Source organism: Rhizobacter sp. AJA081-3 (assembly GCF_017795745.1).
Lineage (GTDB): Bacteria > Pseudomonadota > Gammaproteobacteria > Burkholderiales > Burkholderiaceae_C > Piscinibacter.
The window spans coordinates 4,684,466-4,701,038 of record NZ_CP059067.1; the positions used below are offsets into that span (position 1 = coordinate 4,684,466).

10 protein-coding genes are annotated in these 16,573 nt (G+C 70.3%); 7 read left to right on the top strand and 3 right to left on the bottom strand.

What is annotated here, in order from left to right:
- Nucleotides 1-5: 5 nt before the first annotated feature.
- Nucleotides 6-1,004: a BMP family protein gene (locus tag HZ992_RS22250; protein ID WP_209383969.1), complete on the bottom strand. Its 999-nt coding sequence runs from the start codon at nt 1,002-1,004 to the stop codon at nt 6-8.
- 115 nt (nt 1,005-1,119) lie between these two features.
- Here HZ992_RS22250 and HZ992_RS22255 point away from each other — a divergent pair, with 115 nt between their 5' ends.
- The 7 genes from HZ992_RS22255 to HZ992_RS22285 all read left to right on the top strand — a co-directional run bounded on the left by HZ992_RS22255 (nt 1,120) and on the right by HZ992_RS22285 (nt 13,459).
- Nucleotides 1,120-2,094 (top strand): OmpA family protein, encoded by a 975-nt coding sequence (locus HZ992_RS22255; RefSeq protein WP_209383970.1) that lies wholly within the window; start codon nt 1,120-1,122, stop codon nt 2,092-2,094.
- Nucleotides 2,095-2,221: 127 nt separating this feature from the next.
- Entirely contained in the window at nt 2,222-3,877 is a 1,656-nt protein-coding gene (gene bchE, locus HZ992_RS22260; protein ID WP_209383971.1) for a magnesium-protoporphyrin IX monomethyl ester anaerobic oxidative cyclase, read from the top strand.
- Complete coding sequence (gene bchJ / locus HZ992_RS22265; protein WP_209383972.1) at nt 3,874-4,467, top strand: bacteriochlorophyll 4-vinyl reductase; 594 nt, start codon at nt 3,874-3,876, stop codon at nt 4,465-4,467. The genes bchE and bchJ overlap by 4 nt, the downstream gene beginning before the upstream one ends.
- Nucleotides 4,468-5,012: 545 nt before the next feature.
- A complete protein-coding gene (gene purB, locus HZ992_RS22270; protein ID WP_209383973.1) occupies nt 5,013-6,395 on the top strand; it encodes an adenylosuccinate lyase in 1,383 nt (460 codons plus the stop codon).
- On the top strand, nt 6,395-7,240 hold the full coding sequence (gene pyrF / locus HZ992_RS22275) for an orotidine-5'-phosphate decarboxylase (RefSeq protein WP_209383974.1): 846 nt from the start codon (nt 6,395-6,397) through the stop codon (nt 7,238-7,240). Before purB ends, pyrF begins: the two co-directional genes overlap by 1 nt.
- A 78-nt stretch (nt 7,241-7,318) precedes the next feature.
- Nucleotides 7,319-10,138: a PAS domain-containing hybrid sensor histidine kinase/response regulator gene (locus tag HZ992_RS22280; protein WP_209383975.1), complete on the top strand. Its 2,820-nt coding sequence runs from the start codon at nt 7,319-7,321 to the stop codon at nt 10,136-10,138.
- Nucleotides 10,139-10,225: 87 nt separating this feature from the next.
- Complete coding sequence (locus tag HZ992_RS22285; RefSeq protein WP_209383976.1) at nt 10,226-13,459, top strand: PAS domain-containing hybrid sensor histidine kinase/response regulator; 3,234 nt, start codon at nt 10,226-10,228, stop codon at nt 13,457-13,459.
- Between the two features lie 3 nt (nt 13,460-13,462).
- Here HZ992_RS22285 and HZ992_RS22290 read toward each other — a convergent pair whose 3' ends face one another.
- Entirely contained in the window at nt 13,463-15,742 is a 2,280-nt protein-coding gene (locus tag HZ992_RS22290) for a xanthine dehydrogenase family protein molybdopterin-binding subunit (RefSeq protein ID WP_209383977.1), read from the bottom strand.
- Complete coding sequence (locus HZ992_RS22295) at nt 15,742-16,212, bottom strand: (2Fe-2S)-binding protein (RefSeq protein ID WP_209383978.1); 471 nt, start codon at nt 16,210-16,212, stop codon at nt 15,742-15,744. The genes HZ992_RS22290 and HZ992_RS22295 overlap by 1 nt, the downstream gene beginning before the upstream one ends.
- Between the last annotated feature and the right edge of the window lie 361 nt (nt 16,213-16,573).

Below are 16,573 nucleotides of genomic sequence, written 5' to 3' on the forward strand. Positions count from 1 at the left end.
GTCAATCACTTGGCCGAACCCTTGGGCTGGCCGTCGTCTACCTTAACGGCGAACTTGCCGTCGCGGATGGCGGCTTCCTTGGCCTTCACCTTGGCGGCCAGGTCGGCGGGCACCTTGCCTTCGAACGTGCCCAGCGGTGCGAGCTCGCTGCCCTTGTGCTTCATGGTCGAGTAGATGCCGTAGTCGTCGGCCTTGAACTTGCCATCCTTCACCGCCTTGATGGCCAGATCGATGGTCGGCTCCATGTTCCACAGCGCCGAGGCGACCACCGTTTCGGGGTACTTGTCCTGCGTGTTGATGACGTTGCCGATGGCCAGCACCTTGCGCTCCTTGGCCGCGTCGGACACCCCGAAGCGCTCGGCGTACATCACGTCGGCGCCCTTGTCGATCATCGCGAAGGCGGCTTCCTTGGCCTTGGGCGGGTCGAACCAGCTGTTGATGAAGCTGACGGTGAACTCGACCTTCGGGTTCACCTCCTTGGCGCCGGCCATGAAGGCGTTCATCAGCCGGTTCACCTCGGGGATCGGGTAGCCGCCGACCATGCCGATCTTGTTCGACTTGGTCATGCCGCCGGCGATCATGCCGGTGAGGTAGGCCGGCTCCTGGATGTAGTTGTCGAACACGCCGAAGTTGGGCTCCTGCGGCTTGCCCGAGCTGCCCATCAGGAAGCTCACCTTCGGGTAGTCCTTGGCGACCTTGCGCGCAGCCGCCTCGACGGCGAACGACTCGCCGACGATCAGCGTGTGGCCCTTCTCGGCATAGCCGCGCATGACACGCTCGTAGTCGGCATTGGTGACGTTCTCGCTGAACACGTACTCGATCTCGCCGCGCGCGACGGCCGACTTCAGCGCCTTGTCGATGCGGCTGACCCACTGCTGCTCGACCGGCACGGTGTAGATGGCAGCCACTTTCAGCTTGGCCTGGGCGAAGGCACTGCCGCTGGCTGCGGCCAGGGCGAAGGCGGACAGGGTGGCGGCCAAGGTGTGGCGACGGTTCAGCGGCATGAGAGCTCCTTGAAAGTTCTTGGGCGGTGCAGTCGCCGATTAAGCAAGAGCCGTTCCGCAGCCGTCAATCCGGCCCTACACTCGCGACCGTCGCATCCTCAGGGAGAGAACGGACATGACGATCCGTCGATGGCTGGCGACATGGGCCATGGCCGCTTGCGCCTGCCCTGTCGCCGCGCAGATGCCGCCGGATGCCCCCGGCGCCAAGGACCATCCGGTGATCAGCCGCTACGCCGGCTCGTGGCTCGTCGGCCAGGAGCAGCGCGGCTACGACGAGATCACCCTGCCCGCAGGGCCGGCCGCCACAGCCCGCATCGACGGCAAGGTCGGCCGCTTCTTCTACCTCGGCCCGGCGGGCCGCGGCCTGGCCGAGGTGCAGCGCAACTACGAGGACGCCCTGGGCAAGGCCGGCGCGAAGAAGATCGATGCCTGCGCGAACGATTGCGGCAGCCGCGATTTCAGCCCGCTGCTCGGGCCCCCGAAGCAACTGGCCAGCGGCAGCCTGGCCGGCTGGGACGCCAAGACCCTCACCGACCAGTTCCAGGACCGCGCCGAACCGCGCTACTGGTACGGCACGCTCGAGGCCGGCGGCCGCACGCTGCACCTCGTCGTGCTGTCGGCGCGCAGCGACATCCAGGCGCTGCGCGACAAGCATGTCGCCACGCTGGTGCAGGTGATCGAGCCGAAGGCCATGGACAGCGGTCAGGTGGCGGTGGACGCGAGCGCGCTGGCCAAGGGCCTGCAGGCGCAGGGCCGCATCGCGCTGTACGGCGTGTTCTTCGACACCGGCAAGGCTGAGCTGAAGCCGGACTCCAAGGCGCAGCTCGACGAGATGGGCAAGCTGCTGCAGGCCAACCCGTCGTTCAAGGTGCACGTGGTCGGCCACACCGACAACCAGGGCACGCTGGAGGGCAACCTCGCGCTGTCGCGGCAGCGTGCACAGGCCGTCGTCGATGCGCTGGTCAAGGCCTACAAGGTCGACGCCCGCAGGCTGTCAGCGGCGGGCGTGGCGAGCTACGCGCCGCTGGCGGCCAATGCCGACGAGGCAGGCCGCGCGCGCAACCGCCGCGTGGAGCTGGTGCTGCAGTAGCCCGCAATGTCGGCGCACTGTCGGGTTTGCCCGACATGTCATGTGTCAATTCTTGTTGACACAACGCAAGTCTGGGCAGCGACTCCGGGCTTAATTTGGCAACTCCAGCCAACGACCCGGAGTTGTCATGCGTGTCCTGCTGATGCACCCCAACTACCATTCCGGCGGCGCCGAGATCGCCGGCAACTGGCCGCCCGCCTGGGTGGCCTACCTGACCGGCTACCTGAAGGCCGGCGGCTACACCGACGTCATCTTCGTCGACGCGATGACCAACCACCTGACCGACGATCAGGTGCGCCAGCGCATCGCCGACCTGCAGCCCGACGTGATCGGCTGCACCGCCATCACGCCGGCGATCTACAAGGCCGAGCGGCTGCTGCAGATCGCCAAGGAAGTGAAGCCCGACGTCGTCACCGTGCTGGGCGGCATCCACGGCACCTTCATGTACCCGCAGGTGCTGAAGGAAGCGCCGTGGATCGACGCCGTGGTGCGTGGCGAGGGCGAGCAGGTGTTCCTCAACCTCGTCACCGCCGTCGACACCGGCGACTGGGCACGCGACCGCAACTGCGTGCGCGGCATCGCCTACCTCGACCGCAGCACCGAGGCCGGCAAGGTGGTGGCCACGCCCGCCGAGCCGACCATCCAGGACCTGGACCGCATCGCGCCGGACTGGGGCATCCTCGACTGGGGCCAGTACATCTACATCCCGATGGGCGTGCGCGTGGCGATCCCGAACTTCGCGCGCGGCTGCCCCTTTACCTGCACCTTCTGCAGCCAGTGGAAGTTCTGGCGCGACTACCGCGTGCGCGATCCCATCAAGGTGGTCGACGAGATCGAGACCCTGGTGCGCGACCACCAGGTCGGCTTCTTCATCCTCGCCGACGAGGAGCCGACCATCCACCGCAAGAAGTTCATCGCCTTCTGCGAAGAGCTCATCAAGCGCAAGCTGCCGGTGCTGTGGGGCATCAACACCCGCGTGACCGACATCCTGCGCGACGAGAAGCTGCTGCCGATGTTCCGCGAGGCCGGGCTGATCCACGTCTCGCTCGGCACCGAGGCGGCGGCGCAGCTCAAGCTCGACCGCTTCAACAAGGAAACCACGATCGAGCAGAACAAGAAGGCCATCCGCCTGCTGCGCGAGGCCGGCATCGTCACCGAGGCGCAGTTCATCGTCGGTCTGGAGAACGAGACCCGCGAGACGCTGGAAGAGACCTACCAGATGGCGCGCGACTGGAACCCCGACATGGCCAACTGGGCGATGTACACGCCGTGGCCGTTCAGCGACCTGTTCCAGGAGCTCGGCGACAAGGTCGAGGTGTTCGACTTCGAGAAGTACAACTTCGTGACGCCGATCATGAAGCCCGAGGCGATGGACCGGGCGGAGCTGCTCGACCGCGTGATGCACAACTACCGCCGCTTCTTCATGAACAAGACCTTCTTCCAGTACCCCTGGACGCGGGACAAGACGCGGCGCAAGTACCTGATGGGTTGCCTGAAGGCGTTTCTCAAGAGCGGCTTCGAGCGCACCTTCTACGACCTTGGCCGCGTCGGCTACACCGGCCCGCAGAGCAAGAAGAAGGTCGACTTCGCCTTCGATGCCGGGCGCACCTTCGAGCGGCCCTCGCAGGCGGCCATCGCCGAGGCCGATGCCGGCTGGGTGACCATGCACGGCCCGAAGATCGAGCACAAGCGTCGCCAGGGTGAGCTGAATGCTGCGATGGCCATCTCGGCCTGCGGCGGCGGCAGCGAGCAGATGAGCGAGGAAGAGGCGGCCAAGGTGTGAGCACGGCGACCGTCGGCCGCATCGGCCCGAACGCGATCATTCGCGTGGCCGAGGCCTTGCAGCACCAGCTCGGCGCTTCGATCACGGCCGAGCTGTTCGCGCTCGCCGGCCTGTCGCCCTACCTGGCGGCGCCTCCGCAGCAGATGGTCGACGAGGGCGAGGCGCGGCGGCTGCACACGGTGCTGCGCAGCGAACTCGGGCCGCGCGTGGCCGCCGAGGTGTCGCGCGAGGCCGGCGTGGCCACCGCCGGGTACCTGCTCGCCCACCGCATCCCGAAGCCGGTGCAGGCGGTGCTGCGCGTGCTGCCCGCGGCGATGGCGTGCCGCGTGCTGCTCGCCGCGATCCGCCGCCATGCCTGGACCTTCGCCGGCAGTGGGACATTCGAGGCCGTGGCGGGGCGGCCCACGCTGCTGACGATCCGCGACAACCCGCTGTGCCGCGGCCAGACTAGCGAGGTGCCGGTGTGCGACTACTACGCCGCCACCTTCGAGCACCTGTTCCGCCAGCTCGTGCACCGCGATACACGCTGCAACGAGCTGAGCTGCGAGGCGCGCGGCGACGACGCCTGCCGCTTCGAGCTGCGCTGGTAGCCAGCAATCGGCCCTTTACTGAAGTTCGCGGGAGTCTGCTTTCGTGCCAGGTTCGTGCATCGCGGCAGGCGCTGGTTCTCCTCCATCGGCGCGCCACCACCGGTTCAGCAAAGGCTCGCCCGGGCAGGTGGAGGCGCGCCTCTGAGGTGCCGAGAAGCGCAGGGCTCGTGGCCGCGCGCGCAGCGCGCATCGTCTTCTGACTCGTCGACGCTGTCCGAACGCAGCGACCGCAGGGAGCGAAGTGAGTTCGGCGACGGGGCCGCGAGACCGAGCATCGCAGGGGAGTCGGCGCAACGCGCCGACCGCCGAGGCGAAGCGCCGCAGCCTGCCCGGGCGTGCCTTTGCCGCGCCCACCTGACGACCCATAGCAGACGTCGAACTTCAGCAGAGGGCCGATTCCCGAACTTTGCCTGCCGGGGCAAGCGCCTTCAAAGAGCCGCCAGTGCTCGCGCATCGCAATGATCTTGGCGCCGCGGCGCCGTCAGGCGCGGCACCTAGAATCCGGGTTTGCCCGCCCCTGCCGGCGCCTTGCGGCGCCTCTCGCGATGACCCTGTCTGCCCTCACCGCCCTGTCGCCGCTCGACGGCCGCTACGCCGCCAAGGTCGCGCCGCTGCGCCCGCTGCTCTCGGAATTCGGACTGATGCACCGCCGCGTGCAGGTCGAGGTGGAGTGGTTCATCGCGCTGTCGGATGCCGGCTTCGCGGAGTTCAAGCCGCTGTCCGAGGCTTCGCGCGGGCTGCTGCGCGGGCTGGTGCTGCGCTTCGGCGAGGCCGACGCGCAGGCCATCAAGGACATCGAGCGCACCACCAACCACGACGTCAAGGCGGTCGAGTACTGGCTGAAGAGCCGCTTCGAGAACAGCGCCGAGCTGAAGGCAGCATCCGAGTTCGTGCACTTCGCCTGCACCAGCGAAGACATCAACAACACCAGCCACGGACTGATGCTGAAGGCGGCGCGCGCCGAGGTGCTGCTGCCGGCACTGGACCGCATCGTCGCGAAGTTGCAGGAGATGGCGCACACGCTGGCCGACGTGCCCATGCTCAGCCGCACGCACGGCCAGACCGCGAGCCCGACCACGGTGGGCAAGGAGATCGCCAACGTGGTGGCGCGCCTCGCGCACGCGCGAAGCCGCATCGCCGACGTGAAGATGCTGGCCAAGATGAACGGCGCGGTGGGCAACTACAACGCGCACCTGGCCGCCTGGCCGGCGTTCGACTGGGAGTCGTTCAGTCGCAAGGTGGTCGAAGACCAGCTCGGCCTGACGTTCAACCCGTACACCATCCAGATCGAGCCGCATGACTGGATGGCCGAGCTGTTCGACGCCGTCACGCGCACGAACACCATCCTGATCGACTGGTCACGCGACGTCTGGGGTTACGTCAGCCTGGGCTACTTCAAGCAGCGGCTGAAGGCCGGCGAGATCGGCTCGTCGACGATGCCTCACAAGGTCAACCCGATCGACTTCGAGAACGCCGAGGGCAACTTCGGCCTGGCCAACGCGCTGCTCACGCACCTGAGCCAGAAGCTGCCGATCAGCCGCTGGCAGCGCGACCTGACCGACAGCACCGTGCTGCGCAACATGGGCGTGGCGCTGGGCTACGCGGTGCTCGGCTACGACTCGCTGCTGCGCGGGCTGGACAAGCTGGAGATCAACCACGAAGCGCTGGCCGGCGATCTCGACGCGGCCTGGGAAGTGCTGGCCGAGCCGATCCAGACGGTGATGCGCCGCTACGGCCTGCCGAATCCCTACGAGCGGCTGAAGGAATTGACACGCGGCAAGGCGATCACGCGCGAAGCGATCGCCGCCTTCATCGACACGCTCGAACTGCCCGCCGCCGAGAAGGCACGGCTGCAGGCACTGACCCCGGGCAACTACACCGGCGTGGCAGCGGCGCTGGCCAGGCGACTGGACGCGGGAGCGGCCTGATGGCGCAGACCTTCACCGAGAAGCTGGCCGCCGCCGAGCGCGCCAACGAGTCGCTACTGTGTGTCGGGCTGGACCCCGAGCCCTCCAAGTTCCCCGGCGCCTGGCAGCACGATGCCTCGCGCATCTTCGACTTCTGCGCGACCATCGTCGACGCGACGAAAGACCTGGTCATCGCCTTCAAGCCGCAGGTGGCCTACTTTGCCGCGCAGCGCGCCGAAGACCAGCTCGAGCGGCTGATGGCCCACATCCGCCACGTGGCACCCGGCGTGCCGGTGATTCTCGACGCCAAGCGCGGCGACATCGGCAGCACCGCCGAGCAGTACGCGCTGGAGGCCTTCGAGCGCTACCGCGCCGACGCGGTGACGCTGTCGCCCTTCATGGGCTTCGACTCGGTCGAGCCCTGGCTCAAGTACGAGAACAAGGGCCTGTTCCTGCTGTGCCGCACCTCCAACCCCGGCGGCTCGGACCTGCAGTCGCAGCGCCTGGTCACCGGCGACCTGCTCTATGAGCACATCGCCCGGCTCGCCGCCGGCCCCTGGAACCGCAGCGGCCAGCTCGGCCTGGTGGTGGGCGCCACCTTCCCGGCCGAGATCGAGCGCGTGCGCGAGCTGGCGCCGACGCTGCCGCTGCTGATCCCCGGCGTGGGCGCGCAGGGCGGCGATGCACTGGCCACCGTGCGAGCCGGCTGGCGCGGCAGCGCCGAACGCACCACCGCGCCGGTGGTGGTGAACTCCTCGCGCGCCATCCTGTACGCCAGCCGCGGCAACGAATTCGCCGCCGCGGCACGCTCGGCCGCACTGGCCACGCGTGCATCCTTGGCGGCGGGCCGCGACTCAGCGGGTTAAACCCGGCCTGAGCCCAGGCTTTTCGGGGCAGACTGACCACAGGCCCCGCGGGCCATCGCCGTCACCTTGAATCCGACCTTGCTCACCGATCCGCGCCACGACGCTCGTGCGTTCGTGCGCCGCTACATCTTCGGCACCTCCGCCGTGCTCAGCGGCATCGGTGCGCTGCTGATGGCCACGAATGGGGCCATGCCGATGCCCGGCCGGCTGTGGATGTTCATCGGCTTCCTGTCTTCCACCGCCTTCAGCCTGATCGCCTGGCGCTGGACGGGGCTTCGCAGCGACATCGGCATGCTGGTCACCTGCATCGCCGGCCTGCTGCTGATCGGCGGTACCTCGGTGCTCAGTGGCGCCGGCCTGAACGCTCCGGTGATCGGTTTCCTGTGCGTGGCACCGTTCGTGATGAGCGCCACCGTGAACAGCCGGCTGGGCCTGCTGGTCGCCGCGGCTGGCGCGGTGCTGCTGATGGCGCTGGCTTGGGCCGAACAAGGCGGCTGGCTGCCCGGCGGCAATGCCGTGGCCTCGCTGCCACTGCCGCGCCGTCTCGTGACCCTGCTCGTGCTGGTGGGAGTGGGCTTGGCGGCCGGACACCTGGTGAGCCGCGTCTTCGACCACTATCTCGGCGCCAGTCGTGATCGCGAGATGCGCTTTCGCGGCTTGCTGGGCATCGCCGCGGATTCGTACTGGGAGATGAACGAGCAGTACATCGTCACGGCAGTGTGGCGCCGCCAGAGCGATCAGCGCTTCCTGCCGACCCCGCAGCCGATGACGCGGCCCTGGGATCAGGAGGGCATGCTGTACGACGAAGGCGCGCTCGCGGCCCACCAGGCCGACCTGCAGGCACGCAGGCCGTTCCGCGACCTGCACGTGCGCTGGCGCCGGCCCGACGGCAGCCTGCGCCACGAACTGGTCAGCGGCGAGCCGCGCTTCGACGACGGCGGCCGCTTCCTCGGCTACTGGGGCGTGTCGCGCGACATCAGCGATCGTGTTGCCGCGGCGGAGGCACTGCGCCGTTCCGAGGCGATGCTGTCGCACCTGGTGACGACCAGCCCCGACCTGATCACCTTGACCGACCTGTCCACCGGACGCTACGTGATGGTCAACGAGGCCTTCACACGCTTCTCCGGCCACAGCGCCGCCGAGGCGCTGGGCCGCACCGCGCTCGAGCTGGGCGTGTGGGTCAGCCCGCAGGCGCGCGAGGACTTCCTGCAACGTCTGCGCGAGCAGGGCTCGGTGAAGGACCTGCCCATCGTGTTCGTCTCGAAGTCGGGGCTGCGCTACTCGCTGCTGATCTCGGCGGCCAGCTTCGAGATGGAAGGCGGCCGCTACCTCGTGCTCAATGGCCGCGACGTGACCGCCGCCGAGACGGCCCGCCTGGCGCACGAGGCGGTGCTGCAGAACGCCTCGCTGGGCATCGCCTTCACGCGCGCACAGGTCTTCGTGCAGGCCAACCCGGCGCTCGAGAAGATGCTCGGCTGGCCGCCGGGCGGCCTGCTCGGCCAGCCCGGGCGCGCGGTCTGGGCCAGCGATGACGAGTACCTGGAAGTCGGCACCTTGATCGGCTCCGCGCTGGCGCGCGGCGAGTCGGTCGAGATCGTGCGCGAGCTCACGCGCCGCGACGGCGTGAAGTTCTGGTGTCGCATGCTGGCCAAGGCGGTGGACCCGCGCCACCCGATGGCCGGCGGCACGATCTGGATCGTCGAGGACATCACCGAGCGCCGCCGCGTCGAGCAGGCGCTGGCCAAGGCCCGCGACGATGCCGAGGCGGCCAACCGCGCGAAGAGCGCCTTCCTCGCCAACACCAGCCACGAGATCCGCACGCCGCTGAACGGCCTGGTCGGCCTGGCGCGGCTGGCGCGGCGGCCCGACGTCGACGAGGCTCGCCGCCGGCAGTACCTGGACCAGATCGCCGACAGCGCCGAGACGCTGTCGGCGGTGATCTCAGACGTGCTCGACCTGTCGAAGATCGAGGCCGGCAAGCTCGACGTCGAGCAGCTCGCCTTCGATCTTCATGCGCTGCTCGAGTCGCTGCGCCAGGTGTACGGCACGCTGGCCGATGCGCGCGGCCTGGAGTTCGGCTTCACGCGGGGCGCCGGCGTGCCGCAATGGGTGTGGGGCGACCCGGTGCGCGTGCGCCAGGTGCTCGGCAACTTCCTCAACAACGCATTGAAGTTCACCGCCAAGGGCAGCGTGCAGTTGCGGGCCGTGGTCGATGGCGGCGACACGCTGCGATTCGAGGTCGAGGACACTGGCCCGGGCATCACGCACGAGGTGCGCGCCCGGCTGTTCCAGCCCTTCACGCAGGCCGACCAGTCGACCACGCGCCGCTTCGGCGGCAGCGGCCTGGGCCTGTCGATCTGCCGCGAACTGGCGACGCTGATGCACGGCACGGTCGGCGTCGAAAGCGAGCCGGGCCGCGGCAGCCGCTTCTGGGCCGCGTTGCCGCTGCCCGCCACCGAGGCACCGGCACACGACTCGGGTTTCGGCGTGCTCGATCCTTCGCCCTTGGCGGACGCGCGCGTGCTGATGGTCGAGGACAACGCGGTCAACATGACCATCGCGGTGGCCATGCTCGAGCAGTGGGGCGTGTCGGTCGACCAGGCCCTCGACGGCGCGCAGGCCGTGCAGGCCGTCGAGCGCGCGGCGGCGCAGGGCCGGCCGTTCGACCTGGTGCTGATGGATGTGCAGATGCCGGTGATGAGCGGCTACGAGGCCACGCGATTGCTGCGCGAACGGCCCGCCGGAGACCGGCTGCCGATCATCGCGCTGACCGCCGCGGCGCTGAGCTCCGAGCGCGAGCAGGCGCTGGCCAGCGGCATGAACGGCTTCCTGACCAAGCCGATCGACGCGCAACAACTGCACGATTCCCTGGTGACCGCCCTCGGACGCTCGTCGTAACATCACGTCGCCCTGCGCCGCGCGAACCCGCCCGGCACGCGGGTGCCCCTTCGAACGACGCCGAGCCCCCGAGCGGGGACGAGACCGATGAGCCTTCGCCCCCGCGTGAACGCGGTCGAAACGCCCGATGCCGTGCGACGCCTGGTCGGCCCGCTGTATTTCGGCACGGCCATCGGCGCCGCGCTGGCCGGCGCGGCCATCTTTCTGCTGCTGCCCACGCCGGTATCGGCGCCCACGCGTGCCGCACTGTGCGCCGCCTTCGTCGCCTACGCGATGTTCGCCGCCTGGGCACTGCGCGCCAGCCGGCGCAGCAGCTTCCCGATGAACGCGGCCTTGCTGGCCGTCTCGGCGATCGCCGTGGTGCTCGCGGTGTCAGCCAGCGTGGCGCTCGGCGACGGCCTGCGCAACCCGGCGATCGCCTTCGGCGCGCTGGTGGTGTGCATGCTCGGGGCCGTCGGAGGCGTTCGCCATGGCATCGGGCTGGCGATCCTGAATGCGCTGTCGGTCGGCGCCCTCGGCTGGGGCCACCTCAGCGGCCGCCTGCCGGCGCCGCCGGGCGCGGTGTCGGTGCAGGTGCTGTGCGCCATCCACTGGCTGCTGATCGGCTGTGGCGTGGCCGGGGGCGCGCTGATCTCGCGCGTGCTCGATCACTACCTTGCCGAGAGCGCGCAGCGCGAGCGGCGCTTCCGCGAACTGCTGGGCATCGCGGTCGACTGGTACTGGGAGCAGGACGAGGAGTTCCGCTTCAGCCGCGTCACCGAGAGCCGCGCCGGCGTCGCCACGCTGTCGCCGCAGCGAGCAATCGGCCGTACGCCCTGGGAGCACACCGGCCTGGGTCTGGACGACGAACAGCTCGATGCCCACCGCGCCGACCTCGAGGCACACCGCCCGTTCAGCAACCTCGTCACCTCGAGCCACGATGCGCAGGGGCGGCTGCGCCATCTCGCGCTCAGCGGCGAGCCGAAGTTCGACGCCGACGGCGTTTTCCAGGGTTACTGGGGCGTGGGCCGCGACGTGACGGCGCAGGTGCGCGCGCAGCAGGCGGTGGCGGCCAGCGAGATGCGCTACCGCACGCTGTTCGCACGCTCGCCGTCGCCGCTGGTGCTGCATCGCCGTGGCACGGTGCTCGACGCCAACGAGGCCGCCGCCCGGCTGTTCGGCTACCGCGATGCGCAGGCCATGAAGGGCAGCAACGTGCTCGACCACTTCACCGCCGTCGAGCAGCGGCACACGGTGCGCGAGCGCATCGCGCTGTCCGAGCAGCTCGCCGTCGGCCAGGCGCTGCCGGTGGTCGACTACCAGATGAATGCGCTCGATGGCCGGCCGTTCGCCGTGCAGGCCACCGCGGTGTGCGTGGACAGCGCCGCCGGCCCGGCCCTGCTGACCATCTACGTCGACATCACCGCGCGCAAGGCCGCCGAGGCCGCGCTGCGCCGCTCGGAGGCGCTGCTCTCGCACCTGTTCGCCACCAGCCCCGACTGCCTGACGCTGTCGGAGTTCGACAGCGGCCGCTACGCGCTGGTCAACGACTGCTTCCTGCAGGTGGCCGGCTACCGCCGCGACGAGGTGATCGGCCGCACCGCGCTGGAGCTCGGCATCTGGCAGCAGCCCGGCGACCGCGACGCCTTTTCCGAGACGATCCGCCGCCAGGGCAGCGTGCAGGGGCTGCCGGTGACCTTCCGTCGCCGCGACGGCAAGCGCATCCCGATGCTGATCTCCGGGGCACGCTTCGACTTCGACGGCCAGCGTTTCCTCGTGCTCGCCGCACGCGACGTCAGCACCAGCGAGCAGACGCGGCTGGAGGTCGAGGCCATCCTCAACACTGTGACGCTGGCCATTGCCTTCGTGCGCGAGCAGCGCATCGTGCGCATCAACGCGCGGCACCGCGAGATGTTCGGCTGGAGCGAGGACGAGCTGCGCAGCGCCACGCTCAGCGTGCTGTGGCCGGACCCATCCGGCTTCCAGGGCATGCGCCGGCAGGCCATCACCAAGCTGCGCCAGAAGCATGGCTACGAGTGCGAGACGCAGCTCAAGCGCCGCGACGGCAGCCTGTTCTGGTGCCGGCTTCAGGCACAGTCGGTCGACCCGTCCAACCCGATCGGCGGCGGCACGATCTGGTCGGCCGAGGACATCACCGAGCGGCGCCAGACCCAGCAGGCGCTGGCCGACGCGCGCGACGCGGCCGAAGCCGCCAGCCGCGCGAAGAGCGCTTTCCTGGCCAACACCAGCCACGAGATCCGCACGCCGCTGAACGGCCTGCTCGGCCTGGCGCGGCTGGCGATGCAGCCGGGGCAGACCGAGCAACGCCGCCAGCAGTACCTGGCGCAGATCGTCGACAGCACGCAGAGCCTGGCGGGCATCATCAGCGACATCCTCGACCTGTCGAAAGTCGAGGCCGGACGCATCACGCTGGAGGACGTGCCCTTCGGCCTGCGCGACACCGTCGCCTCGGTGCACCATGCCTACCTGTCGCTGGCCGAGGGCAAGGACCTGGCGCTGGTGCTGTCGATCGCCGACGAGGTGCCCGAGACCGTGCGCGGCGACCCGCTGCGCGTGCGGCAGATTCTCACCAATCTGGTGGCCAACGCGATCAAGTTCACCGAACGCGGCAGCGTGCGCATCGAAGCGAGCGTGCGCGGCGACCGGATCCGCCTGGCCGTGCACGACACCGGGCCGGGCATCGACGCGGACACGCAGCAGCGCCTGTTCGAGCCGTTCTCGCAGGCCGACGATTCGACCACCCGGCGTTATGGCGGCACGGGCCTGGGCCTGTCGATCTGCCGCGAGCTCGCGCAGCTGATGGGCGGCAGCGTCGGCATCAACAGCGCGCCCGGCTACGGCAGCGCCTTCTGGGCCGACCTGCCGCTGCCTGCGGCCGCCGCCACGCCGGCGCCGCACACCGGCAACGATCTGCTCGCGCCGCTGCAAGGCGGCCGCGTGCTCATCGCCGAGGACAACCCGGTGAACATGCTGATCGCCGTGGCCATGCTCGAGCAATGGGGCCTGGATGTCGCGCAGGCGGGCGACGGCGCGGCCGCCGTCGATGCGGTGAACGCGGCGGCCGCCGCCGGCCGGCCCTTCGACCTGGTGCTGATGGACGTGCACATGCCGGTGCTCAGCGGCCACGCCGCCGTACGGCAGCTGCGCGAGCGCTTCGACGCCGAGGCCCTGCCCATCGTCGCGCTGACGGCCGCCGCGTTGACCTCCGAGCGCGACGAGGCGCTGGCTGCCGGCATGAACGACTTCCTCACCAAGCCGATCGACGTGGCGCGACTGCGCGAGACGCTGGCCCGCCACCTGCGGCGCACCGCCGCGGCCTGACGATTACAGCAGCGGCAGTTCGCGCAGCCGCCGGCCGGTCAGTGCGAACAGCGCATTGGCCAGCGCCGGCGCTACCGGCGGTGTGCCGGGCTCACCCACGCCGCCCGGCGCGTTCGTGCTGGCCACCAGGTGCGTCTCGATGCGCGGCGTCTGCGCCATCGTGAGGATCGGGTGGTTCGGAAAGTTGTTCTGCTGCACGACGCTGGCGACGATGTCGACGCGGCCGAACAGCGCTGCCGACAGGCCGAACACGATGGCGCTTTCCATCTGCTGCACGACGATGCCGGGGTGCACCACCGTGCCCACGTCGGCGGCGCAGACGACGCGCCGCACGATCGGCCGGCCGTCGGCCAGCGAGGCCTCGACCACCTGTGCGACCATGCTGCCGAAGCTCTCGTGCAGCGCCACGCCGCGCGCCGTGCCGGCGGGCAGCGGTGCGCCCCAGCCGGCCTTCTCCGCCACGAGCTTCAGCACCGCGGCATGGCGCGGCAAGCCCTCGAGCATCGACAGCCGAAAGGCCACCGGGTCGCGCCCCGCGGCGTGCGCCAGCTCGTCGACGAAGGACTCGCTGAAGAAGGCGTTGTGCGAGTGGCCCACTGAACGCCAGTTGCCCACCGGTACGCCGCTGCGCGTGGCGACATGGGCGATGCGCTGGTGCGGCACGTCGTAGGGCAGGTCGAACAGGCCTTCGCTGGCGGTCTTGTCGGGCAGGTCCAGCGGCCCGGCCAGCCCCGGCGCATTGCGCTCCATGAAGCGCGGCGTGATGGCGTCGCCGGCGCTGGTGATCTTCAGCGCCTGCACGCGGCCCTGCGCATCCAGCCCGGCCTGCATCAGCGCGGCGCCGGCCGGGCGGTAGAAGTCGTGGGTCATGTCTTCCTCGCGCGTCCACAGCAGTTGCACCGGCCGGCCGCCGGTCTCCAGCGCCACGCGCACCGCCTGGCCGATCACGTCCACCTCGAGGCGCCGGCCGAAGCCGCCGCCCAGGTAGGTGACGTGCAGCGTGACGTTCGACTCCGGCACGCCGGCCACGCGCGCGGCGATGGCGCGCGCGAAGCTCGGCACCTGCGTGGGAGCCCACAGCTCGACCCGACCGTCGGCCACGCGGGCGGTGCAATTGATCGGCTCCATCGCCGCATGCGCCAGGTAGGGCGCGCGGTACAGCGCCTCGACGCGCCGCGCGGCGCCGGCCAGAGTGAGGTTGGCATCGCCACGGCGGTAGAAGGCCAGGCCTTCGTCGCTCGCCGCGGCCGCACGCGCGGCGGCATCGAGCGAGGCGGCAATGCTGTTGCTGTCCAGCGTGCCCGCGGGCGGCGGCTGCCAGTCGACTGCCAGCGCGGCGGCGCCTCGCCGCGCATGCCAGCTGCTGCGGCCGATCACGGCGAGCGCCGCGGTCGAGCCCGCATAGGGGCCGAGCCGCACGACACGCTCGACGCCGGCAAGCTTCATCGCCGGCTCGACATCGACGCGGCCCGGGCTGCCGCCCAGTGCCGGCGCATGGCGAACCACGGCGTAGACGAGGCCGGGCAGGCGAACGTCGAGGCCGAACCGCGCCGTGCCGTCCACCTTGGCCGGCAGGTCGATGCGCGGCGCGGCGCGGCCGATCAGCTTCCACTGCTCGCGCGGCTTGAGCTGCACCGGCCCCGGCGGCGTGGCCACGGCCGTACCCACCAGCTCGCCGTAGTGCGCGCGCCGGCTGTCGCCGGTGTGCGAGATGACGCCATCGGCCACGCTCAGTTCGTCGGCCGGGAGCTTCCAGCGAAGCGAGGCGGCGCCCAGCAGCTGCGCCCGCGCCGTGGCCGCCGCGAGGCGCACCGGCTCCCATGCATCGGCCACGCTCGACGAGCCGCCGGTCAGGCTCAGGCCCAGTTCGCGCGCCAGCTTGCCCACCACCCAGCGGCCGGTGCGCACGCTGCGCGTCTCCTGCCCGGGCTCGCTGTCGCTGGGGTGGAAGGGCAGGCCGCCCACCAGCGCCGCGACGTTGCCGTAGAGGGCATCGGCGCCGGCATCGACGAGTTCGATGCGCGCGAGCGGAAGGTCGAGCTCCTCGGCTGCCAGCATGGCCAATGCGGTGTGCACACCCTGGCCCATCTCGCTGCGGTTCATCGCCAGCACGACATGGCCGTCGGGCGCGATGCGGATCCAGCCGTTGAGCGCGATGCGGCCGTCGGCGTCGGCCCGGCTGTCGGCGCGGCCGAGGCGGCTGCGCGGCGGCAGGAGGCCCCAGCCAACGATGAGCGCGCCGGCGGTTCCCGCGCCGGCCAGCAGCAGGCTGCGCCGCTTCATCACTTCGCGCCGCGCATCTCGGCCGCGGCCGCGTGGATGGCGGCGCGCACGCGGGGGTAGCTGCCACAACGGCACAGGTTGGTGATGGCCGCGTCGATGTCGGCATCGCTCGGCTTCGGCATGTGCTCGAGCAGTGCCGCGGCGGCCATCAGCATGCCGCTCTGGCAATAGCCGCACTGCGGCGCCTGATGCTCGAGCCAGGCCTTCTGCAGCGCGTGCAGGCCGCCCGCGGGTGCGAGCCCCTCGATCGTGCGCACCGACTTGCCGGCCACCGCCGACAGTGGCGTAACGCACGATCGCCGTGCTTGGCCATCCACATGCACGGTGCATGCGCCGCAGGCCGAGACGCCGCAGCCGAACTTCGTGCCGGTAAGTCCGAGCACGTCGCGCAGAGCCCACAGCAACGGCATGTCGGGATCGACCGCGTCGTCGGGGAGATCGCGGCGGGTGCCGTTGATGGTCAGCTGCATGGGCGGCACGGAAGCGGTTGCGGACCATTGTGCGGCAGCCTGCGCAGGACTCGGTGACGGTGCGAAACAGCCGCGCGAGCAACCGCTCCCGGCCCGTTGCAGACATTCACGAAGGTCCGCAATGATGGGCGCGCGGGCAGGCGGTCCGGGTATGCGCTCTCCGGCCCACGCTCGCGGGCGACCACCGAGACTCGCCTCGCATGCCTCCTCAACACCAACTTCGTCCTGCCACCGCCTGGGCGACCGCGAATGGGGCCTGCGATCGCACACCCGAACCACCTGCCCCACAAGCACTGAGGCCCTCATGACGGCAGGCCACCGCTGATGCCGGCAGGGCGGCGGTGGTGCCCGCGGGCGCAGG

Coding starts and splice junctions, on each gene's coding strand:
- HZ992_RS22255 (WP_209383970.1), top strand. CDS start 1,120: ATGACGATCCGTCGATGGCTGGCGACATGGGCCATGGCCGCTTGCGCC.
- HZ992_RS22295 (WP_209383978.1), bottom strand. CDS start 16,212: ATGCAGCTGACCATCAACGGCACCCGCCGCGATCTCCCCGACGACGCG.
- HZ992_RS22290 (WP_209383977.1), bottom strand. CDS start 15,742: ATGAAGCGGCGCAGCCTGCTGCTGGCCGGCGCGGGAACCGCCGGCGCG.
- HZ992_RS22250 (WP_209383969.1), bottom strand. CDS start 1,004: ATGCCGCTGAACCGTCGCCACACCTTGGCCGCCACCCTGTCCGCCTTC.
- HZ992_RS22285 (WP_209383976.1), top strand. CDS start 10,226: ATGAGCCTTCGCCCCCGCGTGAACGCGGTCGAAACGCCCGATGCCGTG.
- pyrF (WP_209383974.1), top strand. CDS start 6,395: ATGGCGCAGACCTTCACCGAGAAGCTGGCCGCCGCCGAGCGCGCCAAC.
- bchE (WP_209383971.1), top strand. CDS start 2,222: ATGCGTGTCCTGCTGATGCACCCCAACTACCATTCCGGCGGCGCCGAG.
- purB (WP_209383973.1), top strand. CDS start 5,013: ATGACCCTGTCTGCCCTCACCGCCCTGTCGCCGCTCGACGGCCGCTAC.